The sequence below is a fragment of the Thermodesulfovibrio sp. Kuro-1 genome (assembly GCF_006538445.1).
Taxonomy (GTDB): domain Bacteria; phylum Nitrospirota; class Thermodesulfovibrionia; order Thermodesulfovibrionales; family Thermodesulfovibrionaceae; genus Thermodesulfovibrio; species Thermodesulfovibrio yellowstonii.
In genome coordinates, this window is record NZ_BJKS01000002.1 from 139,508 (window position 1) to 166,243 (window position 26,736).

30 protein-coding genes are annotated in these 26,736 nt (G+C 35.1%); 5 read left to right on the forward strand and 25 right to left on the reverse strand.

Features of this window, described 5'->3' with window-relative positions; genetic code table 11:
- Positions 1-2: 2 nt before the first annotated feature.
- From FLY87_RS02945 to FLY87_RS02985, 10 genes are all read right to left on the reverse strand, one after another.
- A complete protein-coding gene (locus FLY87_RS02945) occupies positions 3-623 on the reverse strand; it encodes a YkgJ family cysteine cluster protein (protein ID WP_255446960.1) in 621 nt (206 codons plus the stop codon).
- A complete protein-coding gene (locus FLY87_RS02950; protein WP_012545617.1) occupies positions 610-984 on the reverse strand; it encodes a cyclophilin-like fold protein in 375 nt (124 codons plus the stop codon). Before FLY87_RS02950 ends, FLY87_RS02945 begins: the two co-directional genes overlap by 14 nt.
- Positions 977-2,206 carry an ATP-dependent Clp protease ATP-binding subunit ClpX gene (gene clpX / locus FLY87_RS02955; RefSeq protein ID WP_141266272.1) on the reverse strand — a complete coding sequence of 410 codons (1,230 nt, stop codon included), beginning with the start codon at positions 2,204-2,206 and terminating at the stop codon, positions 977-979. Before clpX ends, FLY87_RS02950 begins: the two co-directional genes overlap by 8 nt.
- Before the next feature lie 9 nt (positions 2,207-2,215).
- Positions 2,216-2,803, reverse strand: coding sequence for an ATP-dependent Clp endopeptidase proteolytic subunit ClpP (clpP, locus tag FLY87_RS02960; RefSeq protein ID WP_012545892.1), 588 nt, complete (start codon positions 2,801-2,803; stop codon positions 2,216-2,218).
- On the reverse strand, positions 2,800-4,035 hold the full coding sequence (tig, locus tag FLY87_RS02965; RefSeq protein WP_141266273.1) for a trigger factor: 1,236 nt from the start codon (positions 4,033-4,035) through the stop codon (positions 2,800-2,802). The genes clpP and tig overlap by 4 nt, the downstream gene beginning before the upstream one ends.
- A gap of 55 nt (positions 4,036-4,090) precedes the next feature.
- Positions 4,091-4,621 carry a DUF4416 family protein gene (locus tag FLY87_RS02970; RefSeq protein WP_141266274.1) on the reverse strand — a complete coding sequence of 177 codons (531 nt, stop codon included), beginning with the start codon at positions 4,619-4,621 and terminating at the stop codon, positions 4,091-4,093.
- Positions 4,621-5,145, reverse strand: a complete 525-nt coding sequence (locus FLY87_RS02975) for a TlpA disulfide reductase family protein (protein WP_012546342.1) — start codon at positions 5,143-5,145, stop codon at positions 4,621-4,623. The genes FLY87_RS02970 and FLY87_RS02975 overlap by 1 nt, the downstream gene beginning before the upstream one ends.
- Before the next feature lie 8 nt (positions 5,146-5,153).
- Positions 5,154-7,604 (reverse strand): ATP-dependent Clp protease ATP-binding subunit, encoded by a 2,451-nt coding sequence (locus FLY87_RS02980; RefSeq protein ID WP_012545172.1) that lies wholly within the window; start codon positions 7,602-7,604, stop codon positions 5,154-5,156.
- 162 nt (positions 7,605-7,766) lie between these two features.
- Entirely contained in the window at positions 7,767-8,006 is a 240-nt protein-coding gene (locus tag FLY87_RS10385) for a DUF1828 domain-containing protein (protein WP_181405982.1), read from the reverse strand.
- Positions 7,978-8,430 carry a hypothetical protein gene (locus FLY87_RS02985; RefSeq protein WP_181405969.1) on the reverse strand — a complete coding sequence of 151 codons (453 nt, stop codon included), beginning with the start codon at positions 8,428-8,430 and terminating at the stop codon, positions 7,978-7,980. The genes FLY87_RS10385 and FLY87_RS02985 overlap by 29 nt, the downstream gene beginning before the upstream one ends.
- A gap of 68 nt (positions 8,431-8,498) precedes the next feature.
- Here FLY87_RS02985 and FLY87_RS02990 point away from each other — a divergent pair, with 68 nt between their 5' ends.
- From FLY87_RS02990 to pgk, 3 genes are read left to right on the forward strand one after another with little or no spacing between them, the layout of a single operon-like run.
- Positions 8,499-9,734, forward strand: coding sequence for a DUF1015 domain-containing protein (locus FLY87_RS02990; RefSeq protein WP_141266275.1), 1,236 nt, complete (start codon positions 8,499-8,501; stop codon positions 9,732-9,734).
- Between the two features lie 9 nt (positions 9,735-9,743).
- Entirely contained in the window at positions 9,744-10,748 is a 1,005-nt protein-coding gene (gene gap, locus FLY87_RS02995) for a type I glyceraldehyde-3-phosphate dehydrogenase (RefSeq protein ID WP_141266276.1), read from the forward strand.
- 10 nt (positions 10,749-10,758) lie between these two features.
- Positions 10,759-11,973: a phosphoglycerate kinase gene (gene pgk, locus FLY87_RS03000; RefSeq protein WP_012545367.1), complete on the forward strand. Its 1,215-nt coding sequence runs from the start codon at positions 10,759-10,761 to the stop codon at positions 11,971-11,973.
- On the opposite strand, the gene speE is transcribed toward pgk, so the two are convergent.
- Entirely contained in the window at positions 11,970-12,869 is a 900-nt protein-coding gene (gene speE, locus FLY87_RS03005; RefSeq protein WP_141266277.1) for a polyamine aminopropyltransferase, read from the reverse strand. The two genes, pgk and speE, sit on opposite strands and share 4 nt — an antisense overlap.
- Complete coding sequence (gene speD / locus FLY87_RS03010) at positions 12,844-13,341, reverse strand: adenosylmethionine decarboxylase (RefSeq protein ID WP_239639276.1); 498 nt, start codon at positions 13,339-13,341, stop codon at positions 12,844-12,846. Before speD ends, speE begins: the two co-directional genes overlap by 26 nt.
- A gap of 486 nt (positions 13,342-13,827) precedes the next feature.
- Here speD and FLY87_RS03015 point away from each other — a divergent pair, with 486 nt between their 5' ends.
- Both FLY87_RS03015 and FLY87_RS03020 read left to right on the forward strand, forming a co-directional pair.
- A complete protein-coding gene (locus tag FLY87_RS03015; RefSeq protein ID WP_141266278.1) occupies positions 13,828-15,570 on the forward strand; it encodes a putative sulfate exporter family transporter in 1,743 nt (580 codons plus the stop codon).
- A 12-nt stretch (positions 15,571-15,582) separates the two neighbouring features.
- Positions 15,583-15,753 carry a hypothetical protein gene (locus FLY87_RS03020; protein WP_141266279.1) on the forward strand — a complete coding sequence of 57 codons (171 nt, stop codon included), beginning with the start codon at positions 15,583-15,585 and terminating at the stop codon, positions 15,751-15,753.
- A 447-nt stretch (positions 15,754-16,200) separates the two neighbouring features.
- Here the strand turns inward: FLY87_RS03020 and FLY87_RS03025 are convergent, their stop codons facing one another.
- The 13 genes from FLY87_RS03025 to lptC all read right to left on the reverse strand — a co-directional run bounded on the left by FLY87_RS03025 (position 16,201) and on the right by lptC (position 26,725).
- Complete coding sequence (locus FLY87_RS03025) at positions 16,201-16,623, reverse strand: F0F1 ATP synthase subunit epsilon (protein ID WP_012545870.1); 423 nt, start codon at positions 16,621-16,623, stop codon at positions 16,201-16,203.
- A 16-nt stretch (positions 16,624-16,639) separates the two neighbouring features.
- Positions 16,640-18,061, reverse strand: coding sequence for a F0F1 ATP synthase subunit beta (atpD, locus tag FLY87_RS03030; RefSeq protein WP_012546293.1), 1,422 nt, complete (start codon positions 18,059-18,061; stop codon positions 16,640-16,642).
- A gap of 36 nt (positions 18,062-18,097) precedes the next feature.
- Entirely contained in the window at positions 18,098-18,985 is an 888-nt protein-coding gene (atpG, locus tag FLY87_RS03035; RefSeq protein ID WP_012544924.1) for an ATP synthase F1 subunit gamma, read from the reverse strand.
- Between the two features lie 31 nt (positions 18,986-19,016).
- Positions 19,017-20,525, reverse strand: a complete 1,509-nt coding sequence (gene atpA / locus FLY87_RS03040; protein WP_028842223.1) for a F0F1 ATP synthase subunit alpha — start codon at positions 20,523-20,525, stop codon at positions 19,017-19,019.
- A 6-nt stretch (positions 20,526-20,531) separates the two neighbouring features.
- The gene (gene atpH, locus FLY87_RS03045) at positions 20,532-21,077 is read right to left on the reverse strand and encodes an ATP synthase F1 subunit delta (RefSeq protein WP_012546284.1); all 546 of its coding nucleotides are present in this window, start codon (positions 21,075-21,077) and stop codon (positions 20,532-20,534) included.
- Positions 21,074-21,640: a F0F1 ATP synthase subunit B gene (gene atpF, locus FLY87_RS03050; RefSeq protein WP_028842222.1), complete on the reverse strand. Its 567-nt coding sequence runs from the start codon at positions 21,638-21,640 to the stop codon at positions 21,074-21,076. The genes atpH and atpF (FLY87_RS03050) overlap by 4 nt, the downstream gene beginning before the upstream one ends.
- An 11-nt stretch (positions 21,641-21,651) precedes the next feature.
- Complete coding sequence (atpF, locus tag FLY87_RS03055) at positions 21,652-22,071, reverse strand: F0F1 ATP synthase subunit B (RefSeq protein ID WP_028842221.1); 420 nt, start codon at positions 22,069-22,071, stop codon at positions 21,652-21,654.
- 126 nt (positions 22,072-22,197) lie between these two features.
- On the reverse strand, positions 22,198-23,049 hold the full coding sequence (gene rapZ / locus FLY87_RS03060) for an RNase adapter RapZ (RefSeq protein ID WP_051345812.1): 852 nt from the start codon (positions 23,047-23,049) through the stop codon (positions 22,198-22,200).
- Between the two features lie 12 nt (positions 23,050-23,061).
- The gene (hpf, locus tag FLY87_RS03065; protein WP_012546709.1) at positions 23,062-23,583 is read right to left on the reverse strand and encodes a ribosome hibernation-promoting factor, HPF/YfiA family; all 522 of its coding nucleotides are present in this window, start codon (positions 23,581-23,583) and stop codon (positions 23,062-23,064) included.
- An 11-nt stretch (positions 23,584-23,594) separates the two neighbouring features.
- A complete protein-coding gene (gene rpoN, locus FLY87_RS03070; protein WP_141266280.1) occupies positions 23,595-25,010 on the reverse strand; it encodes an RNA polymerase factor sigma-54 in 1,416 nt (471 codons plus the stop codon).
- On the reverse strand, positions 25,010-25,747 hold the full coding sequence (lptB, locus tag FLY87_RS03075) for an LPS export ABC transporter ATP-binding protein (RefSeq protein WP_012546539.1): 738 nt from the start codon (positions 25,745-25,747) through the stop codon (positions 25,010-25,012). Before lptB ends, rpoN begins: the two co-directional genes overlap by 1 nt.
- On the reverse strand, positions 25,744-26,226 hold the full coding sequence (gene lptA / locus FLY87_RS03080) for a lipopolysaccharide transport periplasmic protein LptA (RefSeq protein ID WP_012545095.1): 483 nt from the start codon (positions 26,224-26,226) through the stop codon (positions 25,744-25,746). Before lptA ends, lptB begins: the two co-directional genes overlap by 4 nt.
- Complete coding sequence (gene lptC, locus FLY87_RS03085) at positions 26,207-26,725, reverse strand: LPS export ABC transporter periplasmic protein LptC (protein ID WP_012546228.1); 519 nt, start codon at positions 26,723-26,725, stop codon at positions 26,207-26,209. The genes lptA and lptC overlap by 20 nt, the downstream gene beginning before the upstream one ends.
- Positions 26,726-26,736 lie beyond the last annotated feature (11 nt).

Sequence of the window (26,736 nt, forward strand, 5' to 3'; positions counted from 1 at the left end):
TTTCAATAAATATTTAAGGAAGAAATTCTTCTTGCAAGTTCAATCCATGGATATCTCTGAAGAATTCTCACAAGAGAGTTGAGCTTACCTGAGTTTATAAACTCAATTTTTTCATCCTCATCATAAATATTGTAAAAAGGAACAGTTTCATAAAGGGCTCTGGCAAGATAGTGCTCTGAAGGGTTTAAAACATCATGAGGTCTTGTATAAAAAGCATCTTCTCCTTCGGCACAAGGCTTACCGAATACATTAAATTGTCTACATGCAAGAGGCCTCATGGGATAGATTGAACATACATTATCAATTAAAAATGGGCAGGGTTCATCTTTTTTGTGCAATATAAGAGAACTTTTAATTTTTGTTCTGATAGGCTCCTTAGTTTTTTCAATAACATACCAGTAAATTCCCACAATCTCAATTGGATAAACAGGAATATCACGATGAGTTTTACAGCAACAACTACATCCGCGTCTGCAGGCAAGTTTTTTCCCTGACTTTTCATATTTTTCAATATCCTTTTTAACTCCTTCATCCATTATTGCATAAGCTTTTAAAAGCATTGGTAGCCAGCTATGACGTTTTTCATCTTCAGGGAAAGAAAGCCTGTACTTATTCTTTTTCAATTCTAATTTTTTTTGCTCCTTTTAGGCTTTTAAATATTGAAGGACTATCAATGAGTCTGCCAACAATATTTACTTCACTGGCAGGCACAGGATCCTGTCCTGTGCTTAAAGGTGTTTTTCCAAAAAATATTGCCAAAGCTTCACCGGGCGGCCAGTAGCCAATATCTCCTGCTTTTACTTTTCTTGTTGCTGTACTGTCAAGAGACATCTTTATCCCAATTGAAAAATAGAACTCATCACCCCATTCGTTTATTTCGCTTTCAATTGGCAAAACATCAGCAATTTTTCGGCTACATTCTGTGTCAAAAAGCTCTGCTTTTAATTCTTTTCCATCAATGATTATTTTTATCTGCTCAGGCATGCTTTACTTTTTTTTCTTTATATATCAAAATTGGTGAAGCCTTCTTGTTCACCACATCTTCATTTATAATGCATTCATTTATACCCCGTTCAGAAGGAATAAGATACATAACATCAAGCATTATATCTTCAAGTATGCTTCTCAATGCTCTTGCACCCGTTTTTCTTTCAATTGCTTTCTTTGCAATTGCTCTCAAAGCATCATCGGTAAAAGTGAGTTTTACCCCATCTATGCTAAATAATTTTTGATACTGTTTTACAAGGGCATTTTTAGGTTTTGTGAGTATTTCTATAAGCGCGTCTTCATCAAGCTGATTTAAAGTTGCTACAACAGGAAATCTTCCAACAAACTCTGGAATCATGCCATACTTTATTAAATCTTCTGGTTCAGCTTGAGAAAGCACATTTTCTTCATTTATTTTCTTTGTCTCAGATAAAAATCCAATAGTTCTTTTGCCGATTCTCTTTTTTATAATCTCCTCAAGTCCTACAAAAGCACCACCACAAATAAAAAGTATATTTGTTGTATCAAGCTGAATGTATTCCTGCTGAGGATGTTTTCTTCCACCTTGAGGAGGTATGTTTGCTAATGTGCCTTCTACTATTTTTAAAAGCGCCTGTTGTACCCCTTCACCAGAGACATCTCTGGTTATTGATGGGCTATCAGATTTTCTGCTTATTTTATCTATTTCATCAATATAGATTATTCCAATCTGCGCACGCTGTATATCAAAATTTGCATTCTGAAGAAGTTTAAGAAGAATATTTTCAACATCTTCTCCAACATAACCTGCTTCTGTTAGAGTTGTTGCATCAGCAATTGCAAATGGAACATCAAGAAATTTTGCAAGTGTTTGAGCTAAAAGAGTTTTACCAGTTCCTGTAGGTCCTATGAGCATTATATTACTTTTTTGAATTTCATCAGATGAAGTTCCTTTAAAAATTCTTTTGTAGTGGTTGTAAACAGCAACAGAAAGAATTTTTTTAGCTCTTTCCTGTCCTATAACATAATCATTTAAAAACTTATGAATCTCCTGTGGAGTTGGAAGGTCCTGTTTTATTCCTTCAAGATGCTCAAATCTTTCTTCTTCAAGAATTTCATTACAGAGAGAAACACATTCATCACAGATATAAACACCATTTCCTGCAATAAGTTTTTTTACTTCTTTCTGTGATTTTCCACAAAAAGAGCATCTTAATGTTTCTTCATTTTTCTTTGCCATGCTAACACCTTATTTTTTTATTGAACTAATAACTTCATCAACAATTCCGTAAAGTTTTGCTTCCTCAGCTGACATAAAAAAGTCTCTTTCTGTATCTTTTTGGATTTTTTCAATTGGTTGTCCTGTGTGTTTTGCAAGAATATTATTGAGCAAATCCTTCATCTTTAAAATTTCTTTTGCATGAATCTCTACATCAGTTGCCTGTCCATAAAATCCACCTATTGGCTGATGAATCATCACTCTTGAATGAGGAAGAGCAAATCTTTTGCCCTTTGTTCCTGCTGCAAGTAATACACATGCCATTGAAGATGCCTGACCGATGCAGTATGTGGCAATATCAGGCTTTACATACTGCATTGTGTCATATATTGCAAGTCCGCTTGATACCATTCCTCCGGGTGAGTTTATATAAATATGAATGTCTTTTTCAGGATCTTCTGTCTGAAGAAAAAGTAACTGAGCTATTACAACATTGGCAACATGGTCATTTATCTCTGTGCCAATAAAAATAATTCTGTCTTTAAGCAGTCTTGAATATATGTCATAGACTCTCTCTGTTCTTCCTGTCTGCTCTATTACTATTGGAACAATACTCATACTGCCTCCTCTTTTTTAATTCTGTTTGACTTCTGTAAAAGTATGTCAAAAACTTTTCTCTCAAAGACACTGTTTTGAAGTGCTTCTAAGGAACCATCTCTTGACATATAGTATTGAACAACTCCCTGTGGAGTTATGCTATATCTTCTTGCAATATTCATGATTTCCTGTTTAAGCTCTTCTTCAGAAACAGAAACTCCTTCTTTTTCACCTATAAGATCAATAAGAATGTATGCTTTAACATTTCTTTTTGCTCTTTCTGATATTTTATCCATGTGTTGTGTTATATCAAGACCTAAGGATTCATATTCCTCTGTTATTCTTTTCATCTCCATCTCTACAAGTCCTTCAGGAAGTTCAAAATCATAGGTTTCAAGAAGTTTTTTAAGTATATCAAATTTCTGCTTTTCCAAAGCCTGCTCTTTTTTAGCATTTTCAAGACTTTGTCTTATGTATTTTTTAAGACTGTCACTATCTTCAAAACCAAGCTCTTTATGTAGTTCCTCCAAAGGAATGTTCTGTCTTCTCTTTACTTCTTTTATCGTAATTTCAAAATTAACCTTTTTGCCAGCAAAATCAGCAATAGAGTCTTCCGGAAAATCTATTGTTAGACTGAAAGTTTCATCTTTTTTCTTTCCTTCTATCGCCTTTGAAAAATCTTCTGGAAAAGGTCCTGCACCAAGTTTATATATATAATCCTTTGCTTCTTTACCAATATCTGTGGTATAGTCAATTACAACAAGGTCTTCAGACATGGCAGGATCTTCTGTAGGTTCATAGGTACCTCTTTCCTTAGAGAGCCTCTGAAGCACTTCTTCAATCTCTTCCTCTTTTACTTCTGTTGATATCTCTTCTACTTCTATATTGTCGTAGTTAAGATTTTCAATATCTGGTCTTACCTCAACAACTAATTCAAAAGAAAGAGGCTCATTTCTCTTTATATCAATAGCATCCTCAGCCATAGGAGGAAGCAAAGGTTTTATTTTTGTCTCTTTTACTGCTTTTTGGTAAGATTCTGAAACAAGTTTTTCAAGAACATCAGCTTCAGCCTCTTTACCGAATTTTTTTTCAATAATTGAAATCGGAGCTTTGCCAGGTCTAAATCCTGGAATTTTTGCCTTTTTTTGAATTTCTTTTAAAGCTTTCTGAATTTCTCCTTCAACTATATCTGCTGGTATTTCAATTTTCAGTCTTTTTTTAGTTGCTGAGATTTCTTCAATTCCTTTTAACACTTTCCCTCCCTAAGCATGGTTTTAATTTAAGTTTAAAAGTCAAAGAGAATTTTTGTCAATTAACTGGCAGTAACAAATCCTTATAAATGGCTCTTACAAGGTTAAACAGTTTTATATATTCTTCCTGAGCATAGTCTCTATAAGTATTTATATTCGGGCTAAAAGAGTTGTTTTTGAAAATCAAGGTAACTTCTCCATAAATTCCATATTTGAGATAAATTCTGTGTGAGTAATCTTTCGTGGTTGCAAGGACAAGCTTTGCAAGCCCTATATAACCTGGATCAAGATTAATTGTGCGATTCCCGTCTTTAGAAAGATTCTGTTCAATCTTATTTGTTTGAATTTTTATCCGAGCAATATCACCTTCAGAAATAAGATTTTTGAAAAATATAAATCTTCTCCATATTGGACTACCAAGTTCTTTGGTATAATAATCTGAATAATTCCATGGTGTAGGAGAAGACTCTAAGAATATTTCTCCAAATTTTTCTTCTAAAATTTTTAAAGCTTTGTAGTATACTTCTTTATCACTGAAAAGTGTCGCAATAAATAGTAAAACCTTTTTAGGCTTTCCAGGCTTACCCATTACATCAGTACTTGCCTTAAATGTGGAATTATATGCGGATTATCCCACTGCACAGGTCCTAAAATTTTGTGTCTTAAAATTCCCTTTTTATCTATAAGAAATGTTTCTGGAACCCCTTTTATTCCGTAGATTGTTGAAACAACTCCATCGTCAATCAATACAGGAAAAGTATAACCTTCTTTTTTTACCATTTCAGTAACTGTGAGAGGATTGTCCTTATAAAGAACTGTAATAAATACTAAGTCATCTGGTGTTCCATTTTTGCTCAAATAAGACTGTATTGACTTTTTTTCTTCTCTACAATCATTACACCATGATGCCCAAAAATTGAGAATAACAATCTTCCCTTTTAAATCCTCAAGCTTCCATTTTTTCCCGTTAATATCTTTAAGCTCAAAATCTGGAGCAGGAAATCCGACCTTAGCATTTTCTTTAGTATATGAGCTATTCTTTTTTATGAGAATGCTCCCTGTAATAATCAAAGCAAGTAGAATAAATAAAATCAAAAATACATTTTTTTTCATCTTTCCTCTTAATTCACAGAAGTTGTTACTTCTTCCTGGACTTCTTTAAATTCTATATTATTGTTATTTAACTCAACTTTTATAAAGTCTGCACCCTTAAAATTGCCCTTAAGAATTTCCTCTGAAAGAGGATCTTCTATCTCTCTGGCAATAGCCCTTCTCATAGGTCTTGCACCATAAGCTGGCTGATAATATTTATTCAAAATCCAGTGTTTAACCTCATCTGAGACAGCAATTACAAATCCATATTCTGCGAGTTTTTTATTTGTTTCAGCAATTAAAAGGTCAATAATAGCAAGCAAATGGGATTCTTCAAGAGGATGAAATACAACAATATCATCAACTCTATTGAGAAATTCAGGATTAAATGTCTTTTTGAGTTCATCAAAAACATTGTCTTTAATCTTTGAATATACATCTACAGAATCAGATTTACGAAAGCCAAGAGGTGTTGATTTTTCAATCAATCTTGCTCCAATGTTTGATGTCATTATTATAATCGTGTTTCTGAAATCTACCTTCCTTCCAAAACTGTCTGTAAGTACACCTTCATCAAGTATCTGCAAAAGCAAATTAAACACATCTGGATGAGCTTTTTCAATTTCGTCAAATAGAACAACAGAATAAGGTCTTTTACGAATTTTTTCTGTAAGTTGACCACCTTCTTCATAACCAACATAACCAGGAGGTGCTCCAATGAGCTTGGATACATTAAATTTTTCCATATACTCTGACATATCAAACTTGATTAAAGCATTCTCATCATTAAACATGAATTCTGCAAGAACCTTTGCAAGTTCGGTCTTTCCAACTCCTGTAGGTCCAAGAAAGAAGAACGAACCTATTGGTCTATTTTTTGTCTTTAATCCTGCACGAGAACGTCTTATTGCTTTACAAACACTTTTTATTGCTTCATCCTGTCCAACAATCCTTTGATGCAAAATTTCTTCCATTTGAAGCAGTTTTTCAGACTCTGTTTGTTCAAGTTTATAAAGTGGAATTCCTGTCATCTTAGATACGGTATATGAGATGTCATCGGCTGTAACAAGAGGAACTTCTTTATACATTGAGTCTTTCCATTTTTTGTAATTTGTTTCATATATCCTTTTTAATTTGTCTTCTTCATATTTTGCCTTCTGTGCTGAAGACAAATCATGGAGTTTTATATATAAAGACTTTTCTTTTGAAATTTTAGCAAGCTCAAACTCAAGAGATTTCAACTCCTGAGGCATTATAGACCTTCTAAGCTTAATTCTTGAGGCAGTCTCATCTACTACATCTATTGCTTTATCAGGTAGATATCTATCTGTAATATATCTATCAGAAAGTTTAACAGCTGCTTCTACTGCCTCATCTGTAATTTTTACCTTGTGATGAGATTCATATTTTTCTCTAATTCCCCGTAATATTTCTATTGTTGTCTCAACTGTGGTTGGCTGAATATACACTGGTTGAAATCTTCTTTCAAGTGCTCCGTCCTTTTCTATATATTTTCTGTATTCTTGAGGAGTTGTGGCACCAATACATTGCATTTCTCCACGTGCCAAAGCTGGTTTTAACATATTTGACGCATCAACAGAACCTTCTGCAGCACCTGCTCCAATTATTGTATGAAGCTCATCTATAAATAGAATAATATTTTCAGATTGAGTTGCCTCTCTGATTACTGCCTTAAGTCTTTCTTCAAACTGTCCTCTGTATTTCGTACCTGCAATCAATGCCCCAAGATCAAGAGCAATAATTCTCTTGCCCAGTAAAATATCAGGAACATCTCCCTCAATAATTTTCTGAGCAAGCCCTTCTACAATTGCTGTTTTACCAACTCCGGGTTCGCCAATTATAACAGGATTATTCTTTATTCTTCTTCCAAGAATCTGAATAACCCTCTCTATTTCATCCTCTCTTCCAATCACAGGATCAAGCTTACCTTCAAGAGCAAGTAAGGTTAAATCTCTTCCAAATTCATCAAGCGCTGGCGTATTTGTTTTTCTCTTTTCTCTCTGAGGTGTGCCCTGAAAATGAGGTCTTATAGAAAAATTAATCGTTAACTGCCTTGCAGCAAGGAGATTAATCCCAAGAGTTCTTAAAACCTTACCAGCTATTCCTTCTTCTTCTTTAATTAAACCGAGAAAGAGATGTTCACTCCCAATATAGGGATGCCCCAAAAGTCTCGCTTCTTCAATAGCATTTTCAAGAACTTTTTTTGCTCTTGGTGAAAAGGGTATCTCTCCATAGGTTAAAAGATTACCTTCATTTGTCACTCTTTTCTCAATTTCATATCTTACATTCTCAGGAGCGATACCAATTTTTCGCATTATAGCTACAGGGATTGATTCTTCTTCTCTTAAAATTGCAAGAAGTAAATGTTCTGTATCAAGAAACTCGCTATTTCTTTTTTCTGCTTCTTCTCTGGCATAGAGAATGATTTTGCGGCCTTTTTCTGTAAACTTCTCAAACATTTTAAAGCTCCTTTAAGTATTTTTGCTTCTAAATCAATATTAATTTGTTTGTTTGCTCTATGTCAATTCCTTTACTTTACTCTGAAAAATTCTTCGGTCATTGTGTAATAGAAAGAGATATTGGTTGAAGTCTAACTTGTTTAAAATGAGGCAGTCTTTGTTTTATGTGAGATAAAATAAATATACAGCAGAAACAAACTGAATAAATTTATAAAGATTTTCTGAAAGCTCCTCAGGTGATGAGTCAAGAAATAATTCATCTTCTTTAATCTCTATCCCTAATTTTTTTGTAGCGAAAACAACTCTTTCTCTCTGTCCTCTTTCATGGGGACGAAAACTTCTTAATATAAATCCATCATCACTTAGAAAATAATCACCTGTATCTTTTTTCCTTAATATTATTTTTTAACATTTTTGACTGTTTTGCAGCTATTGGAATATTTAAAACACAGGCACCTTCACCAGTTATCCTATATTGAATTGAAGAACTCAAAAATTTTATAAAACCATCAAAAATTTCTTCAGCCTCTTGAGGCTCTATAGGCTCAGTTGTAGTTAACAGGGTACCAAATAAAAATTCCTTTATAAAATTTTCTGCCTCTTCCTTTACCTGAATATCTTCAGGAGCTTCATTCCACATAATTCTGCATGACCTGAACATAGGACTGTAAATTATTTCTCCTGATGCTATCTTTTCATTTAATTGCATATCAAATGGCAAGGAAAATGTTGTTTTATCCTTTGTGACTTTTCTTTTATCACGATAAAATGTTATTCTTGTTTTTCCAACCTTTGGAAGAATAACAATTTTTGTAATTAAATTCATGAAATGAAATATAACATATTTAGCTAAGGTTGAGCTACAATAAATGTAAATGTTATCATAAAACTCATATGACTATTATCAAGCCTTTTAAAGGAATTGTTTACAATCCTGAAAAAATAAATGAGGACGATGTTATGTGTCCTCCTTATGATATCATTTCTGATGAACTCAAAGAGACTCTCTATAATAAAAGCCCTTATAACATAGTAAGAATTGATTATGGAAAAAATTCACCTGATGTAGATAAATACTCTCTTGCAAAACAGTATTTAAATAAATGGTTGGAAGAGGGTATCCTTATTCAGGAAAAAGAACCCTGTTTTTACGGTTATGAAATTCATTATTCATATAAAAATAAAAAGAAAATATTAAGAGGTATCATAGGTACTGTAAAAATTGAAGAGTTTGGCAAAGGAATTTATCCCCATGAACAGACTTATTCAAAACCTAAGACAGATAGGCTAAATCTTATGAAAGCCTGTATGGCAAATACTTCTCTGATATTTTCCATATATCGCTCAAAAGAAAGAATAACATCTCAAATATTGGAAAAATTAAAAACTCCTTATCTTCAAGCAAGAGATTTAAATGGAAATATTCATAGATTATTTAAAATCAAAGAACCCGCTCAGATTAATAAAATAGTGGAAGAGTTTAAAAATAAACCCATCTTTATTGCTGATGGGCACCATAGATATGAAGTTGCTCTTGAGTTTAAAAAACAGATGAATGAACTTTATCCAGAACAAAAAGATTCTCCCTGGAATTATGTGCTTATGTTTTTAACCAATATTGAAGATGATGGTTATCTTATTTTACCAACTCATAGACTTTTAAGCACTTCTTTACCAGTCAAAGAGCAACTTGAGAACCAAAATGATCTTTTTCATTTATTTGAATTCAATAAAGATGAGGATATACAGCAAGTAATTGAAAAAATGGGACCCAAAAATATTGGAGTATATTTAAAAGATAACAAATTTTATATTCTTCAATACAAAGGACCATGCCTTGATTATTTACCTGAGGAGTTAAGATATTTTGATGTTAACATCTTGGAAGAAGTAATTCTAAAAAAAATGTTTCCTCAAAGAGAAGTCTGTTATGATATAGACATTGAAAAAGGCATAAAAATGGTTCAAGAAGGTAAATGTGATGCAATTTTTATTCTCAGAGCAACAAAAGTAGAGGAAATAGAACGAGTTGCACTTGCAGGTCTAAGAATGCCTCCTAAATCAACATATTTCTACCCAAAACTTCTTACAGGAATGGTTATAAACAGTTTTAAAGAAAATTTTAAGTAGGAGGTAAGTATGTCCTTAAGAGTTGCAATCAATGGATTTGGAAGGATTGGGAGACTTTTTTTCCGTGCTTGTTATGGTTATCCAGATATTGAAGTTATTGCAATCAATGACCTTACCGATGCATACACCCTTTCGCATTTGCTTAAATATGACTCTGTTCATGGAAAGTTCAGAGGTGCTGTAAAAGCTCAAGATAATTATATTATGGTTGATGACAAAGAAATTCAGATCTTTGCTGAAACTTCTCCTGAAAGACTTCCTTGGGAAGATTTAGAAATTGACATTGTAATTGAATCAACAGGAAGATTTACAGATAGAGCCGGTGCTTCGCGTCATTTGCAGGCTGGAGCAAAATGGGTAATAATTACAGCACCTGCTAAAGAAGAAGATATCACTGTTGTTATGGGAGTTAATCATCATATGATTGACCCTTCTCAGCACAGAATAATTTCCAATGCTTCATGCACCACAAACTGTCTTGCTCCTGTAGCTAAGGTGCTACACGAAAATTTTGGAATTGAAAGAGGTTTCGCAACAACTATTCATTCCTATACAAATGATCAGAGAATTCTTGACCTTCCTCATAAAGACTTGCGAAGGGCAAGAGCTGCTGCCATGTCAATGATTCCCACTACAACTGGTGCTGCAAAAGCTGTTGCAAAAGTACTCCCAGAACTTAAAGGAAAACTTGATGGATTGGCAATAAGGGTACCAACTCCTAATGTATCTATGGTTGATTTTGTAGTTCAACTAAGTCAAAATGTAAATGAAATAGATATCAATGAAGCATTGAAAAAAAGTTCTGAAGAACTCCTTAAGGGCATTCTCTATTATATTGAAGAACCTCTGGTTTCAATTGATTTTAACGGCTCTCCTTACTCTTCAATTGTTGACGGACTTCTTACAAAAGTCATAGAAGGCAGACTGGCAAAAGTAATATCATGGTATGACAATGAATATGGATACAGCTGCAGGGTTAGGGACCTTGTTCTTTATTTAATGGAAAAAATTTAAGGAGGTCAAAATGACACCTTTTAATAATTCTTTTGACAAAATGACAATTGAAGACTTACCTATAAAATCAAAAAGGGTCTTTATAAGAGCTGATTTTAATGTGCCCCTTGATGCAAATTTAGTAATAACTGATGACAGACGTATTCGTTCCACACTACCAACTATAAACTACGCCATTGACGAAGGAGCAAAAATAATTCTTGCTTCACATCTTGGAAGACCGAAAGGAAAGGTTGATCCCAAGTTTTCACTATCTCCTGTTGCAAGAAGACTTCAAAGGCTTCTTAACAAAGAAGTAATTTTCGCCCCTGACTGTATTGGACCTCAGGTTGAACAGCTTGTTTCAAAAATGAAAGAGGGAGATGTCATTCTCCTTGAAAATCTAAGGTTTCACATGGAAGAAGAAAAAAATGATGAAAAGTTTGCAAAAGCTCTTGCATCTTTAGCAGATTTTTATGTAAACGATGCTTTTGGAGCATCGCATAGGGCACATGCTTCCATTGTTGGAATACCAAAATTTATTCCTTCAGCCGCTGGATTTTTACTTAAAAAAGAAATTGAATATCTAAAAGGAGCTGTGGAATCTCCGATAAGACCTTTTGTGGTAATACTGGGAGGTGCTAAAGTTGGAGGGAAGATTGGAGTATTGGAAAATCTTGCAGACAAAGCAGATAAAGTAATAGTTGGTGGAGGAATGGCTTTTACATTTATAAAAGCTATGGGATACGAGGTTGGTAACTCCCTTGTTGAGTCCGATATGATAGATTTTGCTATAAAAATAATGGAAAAACTTCGCGCAAACAGGGTTAAATTTTATCTTCCTGTAGATGTTGTGATTGCTCAAAGCATAGACACAGGAGCAGAAACTAAGATAGTTCCTGTACAGGAAATACCTCAGGGCTGGCGAGGGCTTGATATAGGACCTGCTTCAGTAAAGCTTTTTACAGAGGCTTTACATGATGCAAAAACTATTTTATGGAATGGACCAATGGGAGTTTTTGAAATAGACGCATTTTCAAGAGGTACATTCGCGATTGCCCATGCAGTTGCTGATTCTTATGCATTTACAATAGTAGGTGGTGGAGATACAGACTATGCAGTGCATAAAGCAGGAGTGAGTGATTCCATTTCATTTATATCAACGGGTGGTGGTGCTGCTTTACAATTACTTGAAGGGAAAGAATTACCAGGACTTGCAGTGTTACCTTCTAAAAAGAAAGATTAATAAAAAGAAAGAGGGGAGTCATCGTGTATGACTATCCCCTCTTTTTCAAAAGCTTTTTTGATATGCTTTGGAAGATAAAACATAGATGTATGACTATCCATATCGTAAAATTTTAAACTTTCTCCCACAGAATAGAGTTTCTCATTTATTCTATTTACATACTCATCAGGATTAATTTTTTTAGAAACAAGAACAAATCCCCATGGAGCAAAAAAAGAAGGCACATAAGTAATATAGGGTCTAACATATGGAAATACCTGTTTAAGAGTAGAAACAATTGAAACAAAAACCCTTAAGTTATTTACAGAAGCAGAAGCAGATTGCGTAACCATCATGCCTTTTTCTGTGAGAGCTTCTTTTACTTTTTCATAGAACTCCTTAGTATAGAGCAGATAAGCAGGTCCTCCTTCTGCTGGTTCAGGTAAATCTATTATTATTACATCAAAATAGTTTTTTGTTTTTTCAATATAAGACCTTGCATCATCTATAACCAACCTGACCCTCGGATCGTCAAAAGCACCGCTATTCCATTCTGGAAGATATTGTTTAGCAATTGTAATAACTGATTCATCAAGCTCTACCATGACGACTTCATTAACAGGATGTTTCAATACCTCTCTCAAAGTAGCTCCCTCTCCACCGCCTGCTATGAGCACCTTGTCTACAGATTCACTTAGAAGCATAACAGGATGAACCAATGCTTCATGATAAATAAATTCATCAACCTCAGAAGACTGCATTTTACCATCAAGAAGAAGACATCTGCCAAGATTACCAAAATGGACTATTTCAATCCTCTGATAAGGAGAGTTCTCACTATATATTATCTCCTTAAGAGAATGAAATATAATCTCATCCTCAGATGTTTGCTCAATATACCACTTGCAATTCTTCATGACATACCTTATGAGGTAGTTTCTCGTTTCTATGAGAAATTATACCTCTTTTCATCTCAACTATTGAGGGAACTTTGCACTCAAATGCTTCTATAATATATTGAGCTGCAATCTCTGGCTTTATGGTTTCTCCGCAGGTAAATACATCCACTGCAGCAAAACCATATTCTGGCCATGTATGAATGGTCAGATGAGACTCCGCAATAACAACAACCCCACTGATACCAAATGGATTAAATTCATGGAAATTAACACTAATGATTGTTGCATTTGCTTTTTTTGCGGCATCTACCAGAATGTTTTTGACACTTTCGAGATCTTTGAGGATCTCAGGATTGCAATTTTTTAATTCAATTAAAAGATGGGTCCCTAAAGCATACAATTTTCGACCTCCTCCCACAGAGATGAAAACAGGGACAAAGCCCCTGCAAACTTTATATATTACTGTAAAAAAAATTTTTTTGTCAAACAAATTTTTACTCTCTAAAATTATCAATTACGATAAGCTGAATTGAGCAATTTTTAGAGATTTAATATTGCCAGAGATTTTTAAATTATCTGAATATTGTCAATTAAAGCCATCTCAAGCATAGGAAAAGGATATTTAGATAATGTTACTGCTTGGTAACGTATTAAATAAAATAATGTTACTACTTGGTAACAATAGTGAAATTTTGCCTTTGATTTTTGTTCATTTTTTGTTTGGTATGTATTTTGCTGTTGTTTTTTATTAACATGTCTATAATGCTAATAATGGTATATGATGTTCTTGCAATCTTCTTAGTAGCAAAGGAGTGATAAATTGGAAATTGCGTTATCTCACAATATATTGATTTTAAGGAGATTGCAAGAGGCTGACAGTCTTTAAATTTTTTTAAATGAAAGGAGGTGAGAAATTAGTTTTATTTTAGTTTTATTTTTTTCTTTCCTTAAAAATTTTTAGAAAGGAGGTTGAAGTATGGCAGAGCAAAAAAAAGGTGTTAGCGAAGATTGGTTGGCGTTTTGGTTAGCGATCGTTATATTTCTCATTTCTCTCTTGGCTTATACAGGCACTGACCCGCTTGGCTGGGTTGTAAGCACAAAGGAATGGACTGACTCAAGTAAAGCAATAGCTCCAACTGGAAAGATTTATCAATCTGTTAAAGGAGAAATTACAAAGATTGATGGCAACAAACTCACAATTAAAAAGGCTGATGGTAAAGAGGAAACTGTCACAGTTAAAGACCCTACACCTTATAAAGTAGGTGATACTTATGAAAAGAAAGGACTTTCAGGGTTTGCTTCTTTAGTGTTAACCTACATCTTTATGGCGGTTGTTTTCACAATTGGTGCTGCTTTGATGCGAGCAAATTTAGTGAAGTTCAATATCGGTTTCTTCTTTGTTTTCTGGCTTAGCTATCTGTGTTGGTTTATAGGTCACTATGCCTATTTTGCAGCAACAGATGCAAAGAAAGCAGGAATTCCATGGTCTCTGAAACTAACAGGAGAAGGTGGTTTTATATTTGCTCTCCTACTTGGACTTATTGTCGGAAACTTCTTTAGACCCTTTGCTAAATTCATAGGTGAAGCCCTTAAACCAGAGTTTTACATTAAAACAGCAATCGGTTTAATGGGAGCTCTTCTTGGATTAAAATCAGCACAAGCATTCGGACTTGCCTCAGCGGTTTTATTCAGAGGTCTTTGCGCTATAGTGGAGGCATATCTTATTTACTGGGCACTTGTCTATTTCATAGCAAGAAAATGGTTTAAGTTCAGTAAAGAATGGGCAGCTCCGCTTGCATCAGGAATTTCAATTTGCGGTGTTTCTGCTGCAATAGCAACAGGTGGAGCAATTAAGGCAAGACCTGTAGTTCCAATTATGGTTTCCTCTCTTGTTGTTATATTTGCTGTTGTTGAGCTCATAATTCTCCCATTCTTTGCACAGGCATTCCTCTGGAAAGAACCAATGGTTGCTGGTGCATGGATGGGACTTGCTGTTAAGACAGATGGTGCAGCTTTTGCATCAGGTGCGGTTGTTGATGCACTTGTGAGGGCAAAGGCTGAGACAGCAGCTGGAATTAAGTACGAACCAGGATGGATGCTCATGGCAGCATCAACAACAAAGCTCTTTATAGATATCTTTATCAGTATATGGGCATTTATTCTTGCCTATATCTGGTGTGCAAAGATTGAGTGCAAACCTGGTGAAAGAGTAAGTGCTACAGAAATATGGAGAAGATTTCCAAAATTTGTAATGGCATATGCAGTCACATTTATAGTAATTTTACTTATTTCTGCTCCTCATGCACCAAAGATTCAACCTGTAGAAGCTCAGATTAATAAAATAAAGAAAGAAATTACAGCAACAGAGAAACAGCTTGCTACTGTAACAGACCCTGCTCAGCAGACAACACTAACAGCAAAGATAGATGAAAAGAAAAATAAAATTAAAGAACTTGAAGCTTCAATCAAGGATTCTAAAAAAGTTATTTCAGATACAAATGTTGCAACCGCAGGAACAAATGCTCTGAGAGTGCTTTTCTTCTTAATAACATTCTTCACAATCGGTGTAATGTCTGACTTCAGAAAACTTTGGGAAGAGGGAATTGGCAGACTTGCTCTTGTTTATCTGATATGTTTATTCGGATTCATACTCTGGATTGGTTTGGTAATTTCTTACATATTCTTCCACGGAGTAAAACCTCCGATAATAACAGGATAAAGGAGGTATACTATGGTAGATGAAGCAAAACTCAAAGAAGAACTTGAAAAAATGGAGGCAGAGTATGAGCCTTTGCTTCCTATTGAAAAGAAGCTTATAATCTGGAGCATAGGACTTGGTATAGGTTTACTTTTTATTCTTGTCTGGGTAAGCTACACTTTCTTTCCAGCATCCCACGGATAATAAAAAAGCGGGAGGGCAGTCCCTCCCGTTTTTTTATACCTTTACAAAATTCAGCAAAACTTTACGAAGATAGGAGAAATCTCCTCTTTTTTACGGAGGAGACCCTCCAGGACATTGTCCCTCAGAGTGACGACGTAGGCAACATTCCTAGGAGCACGAGCGACAAGGAATCTACTCCATTTTTTTATTGAACCAAAGAGAGATTCTTCATACCCATTGAAAGTGCTCGGAATAACAAAAGAAAAAGGAAACCTCGGCTTACAGGATGACCCTTTCGGATCAAATTCGTCAGGGTTATTGAGACCCATCGGAATAACCTTTAGTGATTGAAGCGTATCGATTCTATAATCTATTGATTTTCTAAATTTAGGTTTTTGAATTTTTGAATGGTCTATAAGTAAAAGGGAGAGGTTGTTGCTCTCCCTTTTACTTATTTAGTATATGCTGTTATCTTGGTATAAGTTTTGTAGCAAGCTGAATTCTTATTGTTGCTCTTTCCAAAGCTGCTTGTGCCCTGGCAAGATCAATATCTGTCTCACCAGCCTGAGCCTTACGAAGTCTTTCCTCTGCACGTGCTAAAGCTGCTTTTGCTCTTTCTACATCAATCTCTTCAACTCTCTCAGCACTTCCAACCAATACCAGAACTCTATCATTTAGCACTTCGCAGTATCCTCTATTAACAAAAAGATAATGCATCTGCCCATCTTTTTTATATGAAAGAGAACCAATTCTTATAGCTGTCATAAAGGCACAATGCCCTGGAAATACTCCAAAATCTCCTTCCGCGCCTGTAGTATAAACCTCATCAACTTCTTCGTTTATTACTTCTCCATAGGGAGTTATAACTTCTAACTTCAATTTGTTTTCCATTCTCCACTCCTTTTAATTAAACCTGTCTTGTGTATCCCATCTTCTTAGCTTTCTCCTCAACTTCCTCAATTGGTCCAACCATGTAGAATGCCTGCTCTGGCAGGTCATCATATTTTCCATCAAGAATTGCTTTGAATCCTTTTATTGTATCTTCAAGTTTTACATATTTTCCGGGAGTTCCTGTAAATGTTTCTGCAACATGGAATGGCTGGCTTAGAAATCTCTGAAGCTTTCTTGCTCTTGCAACAGTGAGCTTATCATCTTCTGAAAGCTCTTCTATACCGAGAATTGCTATAATGTCTTGCAACTCTTTGTATCTCTGGAGTACTGACTGAACACCTCTTGCAACCTGATAATGCTCGTCACCAACTACTCTTGGATCAAGAATTCGGCTTGTAGAATCAAGCGGGTCAACAGCAGGATAAATACCAAGCTCTGCAATCTGACGGGAAAGAACGACTGTACCGTCAAGGTGAGCAAAAACTGCTGCAACTGCAGGGTCTGTTAAGTCATCTGCAGGAACGTAAATTGCCTGCATGGATGTAATAGAGCCTTTTGCTGTTGTGGTTATTCTTTCCTGCAAAGCACCCATTTCTGTTGAAAGCGTTGGCTGATAACCAACTGCAGACGGCATTCTTCCAAGAAGTGCGGAAACTTCGCTACCAGCAAGGGTGTATCTAAAGATGTTATCTATGAATATGAGAACGTCCTGTCCTTGATCTCTGAAGTATTCTGCAACTGTCAAAGCTGTAAGAGCAATTCTTGCCCTAACACCAGGTGGCTCATTCATCTGTCCATAAACAAGCGCAACCTGTGGCAAAACTCCAGAATGCTTCATTTCAAGATAAAGGTCATTTCCTTCACGGGTTCTTTCTCCAACACCTGCGAAAACAGAAACACCACCATGCTTCATAGCGATGTTGTGAATCATTTCCATAATAATAACCGTCTTACCAACGCCTGCTCCACCGAACATTCCCATTTTTCCACCTCTAACAAAGGGGACAAGAAGGTCAAAAACTTTAACACCTGTCTCAAACTGCTGGGTAGTTGGGGATTGTTCGGTAAATTCAGGAGCTGATATATGAATTGGATATTTATCCTGTGCCTGAATTGGTCCCATTTCATCAACAGGTTCACCAATAACATTTATAATCCTTCCAAGAACAGGTTTACCAACAGGAACTGTAATTGGCGCACCTGTATCAACTACTTTCATTCCTCTGACAAGTCCATCTGTTGAACCCATAGCAATTGTTCTAACTCTATTTTCTCCAAGATGCATTGCAACTTCCAGTGTTAAATGAAGCTCTGGAATACCCTTAGCAGGATCGCCAGGTTCCTCTATTTTCAGAGCATTCAAAACTTCCGGTAGTTGCCCTTCAAACTCGCAGTCAACAACTGTTCCGATAACCTGTACTACTTTACCTACGTTCATAATTTTTAAACCTCCTTTTATTCTTTTTTAAAATTTTTATCCTTCACTTTGTTTTAAAGCTTCTACACCACCAACTATATCCATAAGCTCTTTTGTAATTGATGCCTGTCTGACCTTGTTGGCTATTAAAGTGGTCTTTTTTATCAACTCGTCACAGTTCTTTGTTGCATTGTCCATTGCAGTCATTCTTGCTGCTTCTTCCGCTGCTTGCGATTCCAAGAGTGCTCTATAAATCTGGATTTCTATATAAATTGGAAGAAGCATTGCAAACAATTCAGGTGCTCTCGGCTCATATGTAAATGGAATAAATACTGGCTGTTCCGAAGGCTCAGAAGCTATTCTTCCCACCGGTAGAATTCTATTAATTACAACCCTTTGAGCTATTACAGACTTAAATTCATTATAGATAACTACTACCTCATCCACAGCTTCACTTACATATGAGTTAATCATTTCCTGTGTTATCATCTGAGCATGAGCATATTGAAGTTTTCCTGAAATTCCTGTCCATATATTTTTTAACGGAATTTCTCTTCTTTTAAAATAATCTCTTGCTTTTCTGCCAACAACTGAAATTGTAACATTTAAGCCTTCTTTTTTTAGACGGTCTATTTCTTTTGCTGCAACTCTCAATATATTTGTATTAAAAGCTCCACAAAGTCCTTTGTCAGATGTAATAACCAGTACTTCTACATTCTTTATAGGTCTTCTTAAAAGCAATGGCGGAACATCACCTCTTGTCTCAACTGCTCCAGCCAGATCTGATAAAACCTGTTGCATTTTGGTAGCATAAGGTCTATACCTCAGCATGCTATCCTGAACTTTACGGAGCTTGGCTGCTGCCACCATCTTCATGGCAGAGGTAATCTTTTTTGTTCCCTGTATTGCTTTTATTTTTTTCCTTATATCTCTTAATGTTGGCATTTAACTGCTCCTCTACCTTCAGATTTTATTATTAAGGCTGAAAAGTCTTCTTAAACTCTAAGATAGCATCAGTAATTTTCTGTTTCAATGTATCATCAAGTTCTTTCTTTTCCCTGATTTCCTTTCTAATGTCTTCTTTCTGGCTTCTAATGAAGCTTAAGAATCCCTGTTCAAAAGCTTTAATAGCAGAAACTGGTAGATCATCAAGATGTCCTTGAGTTCCAGCAAATATAAGCATTATCTGGTCTTCTACAGGCATTGGAACATATTGATCCTGCTTAAGCAGTTCAACCATTCTCTGCCCTCTTTCAAGAAGTGCTCTTGTTGTTTTATCAAGGTCTGCAGCAAACTGAGCAAATGCTGCAAGCTCTCTGTATTGTGCAAGGTCAAGTCTTAGCATACCCGCAACTTGTTTCATTGCTTTGATCTGTGCTGCTCCACCGACACGGCTAACTGAAAGACCGACGTTAATAGCAGGACGAACACCTGCATAGAAAAGCTCTGGCTCAAGATATATCTGACCATCTGTAATGGAAATAACGTTTGTTGGAATATATCCAGAAACGTCACCTGCCTGGGTTTCAATAACAGGCAATGCAGTAAGTGAACCTCCACCCTCTGCATCTGAGAGTTTTGCTGCTCTTTCAAGCAATCTTGAGTGGAGATAGAAAACGTCACCAGGATAAGCTTCTCTTCCTGGTGGTCTTCTTAAAATCAATGAAACCTGTCTATAAGCATAAGCCTGTTTTGTAAGGTCATCATAACATACCAATGCATGCATTCCTTTATCTCTGAAATATTCACCCATTGCGCAGCCAACATAAGGAGCAAGATACTGCATGGATGCAGGCTCAGAAGCGGTTGCTGCAACAACTATTGTGTGGTCCATTGCACCATATTTTTTCAGAGTTTCAACAACCTGAACTACGCTCTGACGTCTCTGACCGCAGGCAACATATATACATATACAGTTCTGACCTTTTTGATTTATTATCGTGTCAAGCAAAATAGCTGTTTTACCTGTTTGACGGTCACCAATAACAAGCTCTCTCTGTCCTCTACCTATAGGAATCATTGCATCTATTGCCTTAAGACCTGTTTGAAGAGGTTCTTTAACAGGCTGACGTTTAATAATTCCTGGAGCAATAACGTCAACCTTTCTTGAAGTCTTTGCATTAATTGGACCTTTACCATCAATTGGAATACCGATTGCATTAACTACTCTTCCAATGAGTTCCTCTCCAACAGGTGTTTCCATAACTCTTCCAGTTCTCTTAACAAGGTCTCCCTCTTTAACAAGCCTATCATCACCAAAAAGAATAGCACCTACATTGTCCTCTTCAAGGTTAAGAGCCATTCCATAAACACCATTTGGAAGCTCTAACATTTCAGAGGCCATGCAGTTATCTAATCCATAGATTCTCGCAACTCCGTCACCGATAGAGGTAACTATTCCCACTTCGCTGACATCAGCTTTCTTCTCAAAGTCAGCAATCTGCTTTTTAAGGTACTCGCTAATTTCTTCCATCTTAAGTTCCATAGTTTTTCACCCCTTTATAAGCTTATCTCTTAAAAGACCCAACTGGCCTTTTATACTCAAATCATACATTGTGCTTCCAACTTTAACTCTTACTCCACCTATTAATGAAGGATCAATCTCATATTGCAATTCCACATCTCTGCCTGTAATTGCCTTAAGTGATTCAACAATCTTTTGCTTGATATTTTCGGGAAGTTCTACTGCTGAGGTTACAATCCCCTTAACCTTCTTCTTAGCTTCCAGATAGAGCGCATTAATGTATCTTACAATCTCACCCAAACCTATCAGCACCCCTTCAATACTAAGAAAGTTTAGGAATTTCTTTGTTTCTTCTGGAAGCCCTAATTTTTCACAAAGATAACCAATGACTCCAACTCTCTCTTCGTCCTTAAAAGAAGGTGAAGTAAGCATATTCCTGAACTGCTTTTCCTTCTGCATAAGCATTACAACTGTTTCCAACTTAGAGACAATTTCTGGTACCTGGTCAATATTCACCAGGCTTAAAAATTGTTTAGCATATTTTTTTGCCTTTGCACCTCTTACCTTTCTCAATTTTTCCGCCCCTCTATTATTTTTATTGATTCCTGAAGAAGCTTTTCCTGCTCTTCAGGAGTTATTTTCTCCTTTAATTTCTGCTCACTTAACTGAATTGCAAGCTCAGCAGCCTCAAGCCTCAAAGCATCCTTAGCCATCTTCACTTCAAACTCTATGTTTGTCTTTGCCTGCTCAAGAATTTTCTCTTTTAATTTTTCACTCTCTTGAACAATCTGTATTTTTTCCTGCTCACCAATCTTCTTAGCTGTATCTAAAATATCTTGCACTTCTTTATCTTTTAATTTAAGCTTTTCTTCTACCTCTTGAAGTGCTTTTTGAGCAAGTTCCTTAGCTTCCTGTGACTCACGAATGCTCTTTTCAATTAACTCTTTTCTCTGTGCAAAATAATTTTTGATAGGTTTGCCTAAAAATTTAACAATTATAAAAACCAGTATAGCAAAGTTGATTACCTTAAATGCCCACTCTTTTAAGTCGCCTCCTGCATGTTCTGCTTCTGCTGCCATTGCTGAAGATGCAATCATTACTATCATCATGAATATTAAAAGCATTTTCCCTTTCATGTCCCCTCCATTTAAGCCTTTACCAGTTTATTAACAATTTCTTCAGAGAGCCTTTCAACTTCTTGTCTAAGCATATTTCTGATTTTGTCTGTTTCTGCTTTAACTTCTGCCCTGGCTTTTTCAATCATCTGAACAGCTTCTTTTTCAGCATTAGAAACAACCTCTCTCTGATAAGCAAGCCCTTCCTCCCTTAAGGCATTAATAATCTGCTTTGCCTGAGCTTTTGCTTGAGCTAAATCTGCATTCATCTGAGCAATTGCTTTTTCTTTCTTCTCGTTCATAAGTTGAGCTTCTTCAAGAGCGCCTTTAATTGTTTGTTCTCTCTGCCTGAAAAGCTCCATCAAGGGTTTAAACAGAATAGCATTAAGAATAAACATTAAAATAAAAAATTGAACCATTAATACAAAAAACCAATTGTTGAACTCTAACATACCCCACCTTCTTTCTGTTAGATTTTTATGAGATTAAAAAACAACTGCAAAAAAGAATACCATACAGAGTCTATTTTGTCAAGAAATTTTGCGATTTTAAATTTTTATGGTTTTCTTAAAATTTACTTATAAATCCCTATGAATAACAACTGGATTAAGAGAAAGGCTTCTCAAGTAATCTGCTATTTCTTCTACTAAGACCACTGATCTGTGTCTTCCTCCAGTGCATCCAATAGCTATTGTTACATAAGCTCTTCCTTCTCTTTTATAACCTGAAACCGCAAAACTCAAAAAATTCTTGATATATGTCAAAAACTCAATTGTTTCATTTTGTTTTAATACAAAATCTTTTACTGGCTTATCTTTGCCATTAAGGTCTGTTAAAGAAGGGATAAAATATGGATTGGGTAAAAATCTTGCGTCAAATATTAAGTCAGCATTGGCAGGAATACCTTTTTTGTAGCCAAAAGAAATAATAGTTATTGAAGGTGATATCTTTTCTGCTCCATACATTGAGCGAATTAAGAATTTTAGTTCATGAGGATTTAAATTTGATGTATCAATTCTTCTGTCTGACAAACATCTAAGAGGATATAACAAAGCTTTTTCCTGTTTGATTGCCTTATGTAAATCGTTATAATGAGTTGAAAGGGGATGAGGTCTTCTTGTTTCTTTATATCTCAAGAGAATCGTATCATCATCAGCCTCAAGAAATAAAACTTCTATTTTATAAATATCTTTTATTCTTTTGATAAGTTCTGTTGCTTTTTCCAAGAATTGCTGGACTCTGATATCAATTCCAATTGCAATATTTTTAAAACTACTATATTCATTCAACATCCCCAGAAATTCTAATACAATAGGAGGCGGCAAGTTATCAACACAGAAAAAACCAATATCCTCTAAGGTTCGGAGCGTAACTGTCTTGCCTCCTCCTGAAAGTCCTGTTACTATTACTATGAATTTGTCAAAATTCAAAGCAATTAAAGGTTATCTGGCAGGTTCAATTAAACCAAAATTGCCATCTTTTCTTTTATATATAACATTAACATCTCCGCTGAATGAATTAATAAAGATAAAGAAATCTTTATCCAGAAGTTCTAATTGGTCTACTGCTTCCTCAGGAGACATTGGTCTTAAATCAAATTTTTTATATTTAACAATTCTCTTAGCAGTCTCTACTTCTTCGGACAATGCGGATGGGTATTTAATTGTTTCTTTTTTATTCTTATTCTGGACTTTTTCTTTATATTTTAATACCTGCTTTTCAAGTTTCTCTACAACTTGGTCAACTGCTGAATAAAGGTCTTCAGTCTTCCCTTCAGCTTGAATTAAATGTCCATCCACCTTTAGAAGAACATCTATTTTATGCGTAAATTTTTCAGTACTTATTGTTACAATAGCCTCAGATGTGTCAGTTAAAAATCTTTCAAATTTAGTTACTCTCTTTTCAATATACTGCTTCAATGCTTCTGTCACGTCAATGTTCTTTCCTCTGATGGTTATTTTCATATCTTTCCTCCTTAATAATTTTTTAGTTTTCTTAAAGGCTTGGGTGGTATTTTGAGTTCTTCTCTATATTTTGCAACAGTTCGTCGTGCAATATCTATACCTTGTTTTTTAAGCATATCTGAAATTTCCTTGTCAGACAAAGGATTTATATGGTTTTCTTCATTTATAATCTTTTGAATTAAATCTTTGACAAGTGTAGTAGAAATGCCGCCATGGTTAGATGATAGAGCATTACTGAAAAAAAATCTAAAATTGAATAAGCCATGTTCACAAGCAAGATACTTATTGGAAGTTACTCTACTTATTGTGCTTTCATGGAGCCCAAGGTCCTGTGCTATATCTTTTAAGTTAAGAGGCTTTAAATAACTCACTCCTTTATCAAAAAACTCTTTTTGGAATTTAACCAAACTTTCGGTTACTCTGTAAATTGTTTTATTTCTCTGTTCTATACTCCTTAACAGTTCTACAGCATTTTTAAACTTTTCTCTTAAATACTTTTTTTCCTGAACAGGCAGATTTTTTTCTGTAAAAAGCTCTCTATAAATTTTGCTTAATCTCAGCTTTGGAATGCCTTCGTCATTCAATATAATCTGATATTCACCTTCAACTTTAGTTACATACACATCAGGCACTGGAATATTAACCTGTGTTTTAGAAAAGTTTCTCCCCGGTCTTGGTTCAAGTTTCTCTATAATTTTTACAGACTTAATAACTTCATCAATTGAAATGCCAAATCTTTTTGCGATATTTTCATATTTTTTCTTTTTTATATCTTCAAGATGTTCTTCAATAAAAGATTGAACCAGAGTATCTCCCAGTCCCAGTGCTTTAATCTGTAGGATTAAACATTCTTTAATATCCCTTGCTGCAACTCCCGCCGGATCAAATTCCTGAACAAGAGCAATTGCCTGTTTAACAGTTTCATTGTCTGTATCTGACATTTTTGCTATTTCTTCTTCTGTAGCCTTAAGATACCCATCCTCATCAATATTTCCTATAACCACTTCAGCAACTGCTCTTATTTTATCTGGAGCTTTACTTAATCTTAATTGCCACAATAGATGTTCCCATAAGTCAGTAGTTGTGGAGTAAAAAAGTTCAAAAGATGGCTTTTCTTCTACGCCAGGATTAAAATAGCCAAGATCTCTGCCATCATCTGCCCTTTCAGCAAAATACTCATCTATCATTATTTTTTCCAGCTTATCAACAGCTACAGGTTCTTCATATTCTTCAGAAGAAACTTCATTTTCCTGAATATTTTCAGTTTCTTCATCCAGTTCAAGTATTGGATTTTCCATTAACTCAAGCTGAATATATTGACTCAGCTCAAGCTGTGGTAACTGAAGAAGCTTGAGTTGAAGTTGAAGCTGGGGTGTAAGTGCCAGTTTTTGAGTAAGTCTTAAATCAGTTCTTTGTTCAAGTCCCATTATAGTTTAAACTCCTCTCCAAGATAAGCTTCTCTTACAACAGGATCATTAACAAGAGTATCTGGAGAGCCTTCAGCAAGTAGCTTACCATTGTGGATTATAAAAGCTCTATCTGTTATGGAAAGAGTTTCTCTTACATTATGATCTGTTATTATTACTCCAATTCCTTTGTCTTTAAGGTGCTTTATTGTTTTTTTTAATTCAACCACAGCCAAAGGGTCTATGCCTGCAAAAGGCTCATCAAAAAGCATAAAAATCGGTTTTAATGATATCGCCCTTGCAATCTCAGCCCTTCTTCTTTCTCCACCTGAAAGCTTGTAACCTTCTCTGTCCGCAAACTCTAACAGATTAAATTCTTTAAGAATATCATTAACTTCTTCATCAATCTTAGCTAAAGCATCTTTATCATTTTCATATTTGATTTCAAGAACAGCTTTTAAATTATCCCTAACTGTTAGTTTTCTAAATATAGAGGGTTCCTGTGGAAGATAGCCTAATCCGAGTTTTGCTCTCTCATAAATTGGCATTGATGAAATATTTTTATCATCAAGAAAAATGTTTCCATTATCAGGCTTTATTATTCCTGTTATCATGTAAAATGTTGTTGTTTTTCCTGCACCATTAGGTCCTAATAAACCAACAACTTCTCCACTTTCTACTTTAAAGCTGACACCTTTAACCGCTTCCTTTTTACCAAAGCTCTTTTTTAATTTTTCAACTTTCAGAGTATTGCTCATTTTTCTGATTTTTTCTCTTTCAAGTAAACTTTACTTTTTTCTACCAATGACCTGTCATCTTTCATAAAATATGTTATTTTTTCTCCTGTAACAAGATTTTTCCCTTCTGTTGCCCTGGGTTCTCCTGTGAAAATTACTCGTTCCTCTGGTTCAGGATAGTATGTTGCTTTATGGGATGTTATAACTCTATCTCCTTTTACAAGCTTTACATTTCCTATTGCTTCTATCATTTTTATATTACCGCCTTTTTGTTCATCTTCATAATATACAATCATTTTGGCAGCATATAAAGTAACTTCTCCTCTTTTAGCCACAACATCTCCTTCAAATGTCGCTGTCTTTGCTTTGCTGTCATTAATAAGAGTTTTTGAAGTTATTATTATAGGTTGAGGCATTTCCTTTTTCTCTTCAGCAAGAACTGGATTAATAAAAAGAAGAAAAATTAATATAGCTATAAGACTACTTCTTGGAATAGACAATTGCTACCACCCCTTTCTTTAATTCTATCAAATCTGCACTGGCTTTACCAGAACTTCCTTCTATAGAAAATTTACTACTTACAACTTTAAGGGGTTTCTCTGAATAAAGGGTCTTGTCCTTTGCACTCCAGTATGCTTCTGTGCCATAAACTCTATAATCCTTTGAAAGCCCTTCAATTCCATCAGTCAAAATGAGATCACCTGATTCAGGATAGTAAAATCCTCTTTGAGACTTTACAGTAAATTCCTTTTCAGGAAAAAACATAGTGAGATATTTCATATCCATTAATTTTCCATCATCGCTCATAAAAGCTTCTTTTGAGGAAAGTTGTAGCTTCACCTGCCCATCCTTTTTTTGAATAAATTCTGCATCTTTAAAAAAAGAGCCTTCCATTGAGACCCTTACTTTTATTTGAGATTCTTTATCCATATAATCAAGAGTTATAAGTAAAATTGCGATAACAACTATAGCAGCAAAAATTAATATGAATTTTTTCATCTCTGTTTAAA

Bases quoted from the DNA above. Each gene is read 5' to 3' on its own strand.
- FLY87_RS02950 (WP_012545617.1), bottom strand. From the start codon at position 984: ATGCCTGAGCAGATAAAAATAATCATTGATGGAAAAGAATTAAAAGCA.
- clpX (WP_141266272.1), bottom strand. From the start codon at position 2,206: ATGGCAAAGAAAAATGAAGAAACATTAAGATGCTCTTTTTGTGGAAAA.
- clpP (WP_012545892.1), bottom strand. From the start codon at position 2,803: ATGAGTATTGTTCCAATAGTAATAGAGCAGACAGGAAGAACAGAGAGA.
- FLY87_RS02970 (WP_141266274.1), bottom strand. From the start codon at position 4,621: ATGGGTAAGCCTGGAAAGCCTAAAAAGGTTTTACTATTTATTGCGACA.
- FLY87_RS02975 (WP_012546342.1), bottom strand. From the start codon at position 5,145: ATGAAAAAAAATGTATTTTTGATTTTATTTATTCTACTTGCTTTGATT.
- FLY87_RS02980 (WP_012545172.1), bottom strand. From the start codon at position 7,604: ATGTTTGAGAAGTTTACAGAAAAAGGCCGCAAAATCATTCTCTATGCC.
- FLY87_RS02985 (WP_181405969.1), bottom strand. From the start codon at position 8,430: ATGAATTTAATTACAAAAATTGTTATTCTTCCAAAGGTTGGAAAAACA.
- FLY87_RS02990 (WP_141266275.1), top strand. From the start codon at position 8,499: ATGACTATTATCAAGCCTTTTAAAGGAATTGTTTACAATCCTGAAAAA.
- gap (WP_141266276.1), top strand. From the start codon at position 9,744: ATGTCCTTAAGAGTTGCAATCAATGGATTTGGAAGGATTGGGAGACTT.
- pgk (WP_012545367.1), top strand. From the start codon at position 10,759: ATGACACCTTTTAATAATTCTTTTGACAAAATGACAATTGAAGACTTA.
- speE (WP_141266277.1), bottom strand. From the start codon at position 12,869: ATGAAGAATTGCAAGTGGTATATTGAGCAAACATCTGAGGATGAGATT.
- FLY87_RS03015 (WP_141266278.1), top strand. From the start codon at position 13,828: ATGGCAGAGCAAAAAAAAGGTGTTAGCGAAGATTGGTTGGCGTTTTGG.
- FLY87_RS03020 (WP_141266279.1), top strand. From the start codon at position 15,583: ATGGTAGATGAAGCAAAACTCAAAGAAGAACTTGAAAAAATGGAGGCA.
- FLY87_RS03025 (WP_012545870.1), bottom strand. From the start codon at position 16,623: ATGGAAAACAAATTGAAGTTAGAAGTTATAACTCCCTATGGAGAAGTA.
- atpD (WP_012546293.1), bottom strand. From the start codon at position 18,061: ATGAACGTAGGTAAAGTAGTACAGGTTATCGGAACAGTTGTTGACTGC.
- atpG (WP_012544924.1), bottom strand. From the start codon at position 18,985: ATGCCAACATTAAGAGATATAAGGAAAAAAATAAAAGCAATACAGGGA.
- atpA (WP_028842223.1), bottom strand. From the start codon at position 20,525: ATGGAACTTAAGATGGAAGAAATTAGCGAGTACCTTAAAAAGCAGATT.
- atpF (WP_028842222.1), bottom strand. From the start codon at position 21,640: ATGAAAGGGAAAATGCTTTTAATATTCATGATGATAGTAATGATTGCA.
- atpF (WP_028842221.1), bottom strand. From the start codon at position 22,071: ATGTTAGAGTTCAACAATTGGTTTTTTGTATTAATGGTTCAATTTTTT.
- hpf (WP_012546709.1), bottom strand. From the start codon at position 23,583: ATGAAAATAACCATCAGAGGAAAGAACATTGACGTGACAGAAGCATTG.
- rpoN (WP_141266280.1), bottom strand. From the start codon at position 25,010: ATGGGACTTGAACAAAGAACTGATTTAAGACTTACTCAAAAACTGGCA.
- lptB (WP_012546539.1), bottom strand. From the start codon at position 25,747: ATGAGCAATACTCTGAAAGTTGAAAAATTAAAAAAGAGCTTTGGTAAA.
- lptC (WP_012546228.1), bottom strand. From the start codon at position 26,725: ATGAAAAAATTCATATTAATTTTTGCTGCTATAGTTGTTATCGCAATT.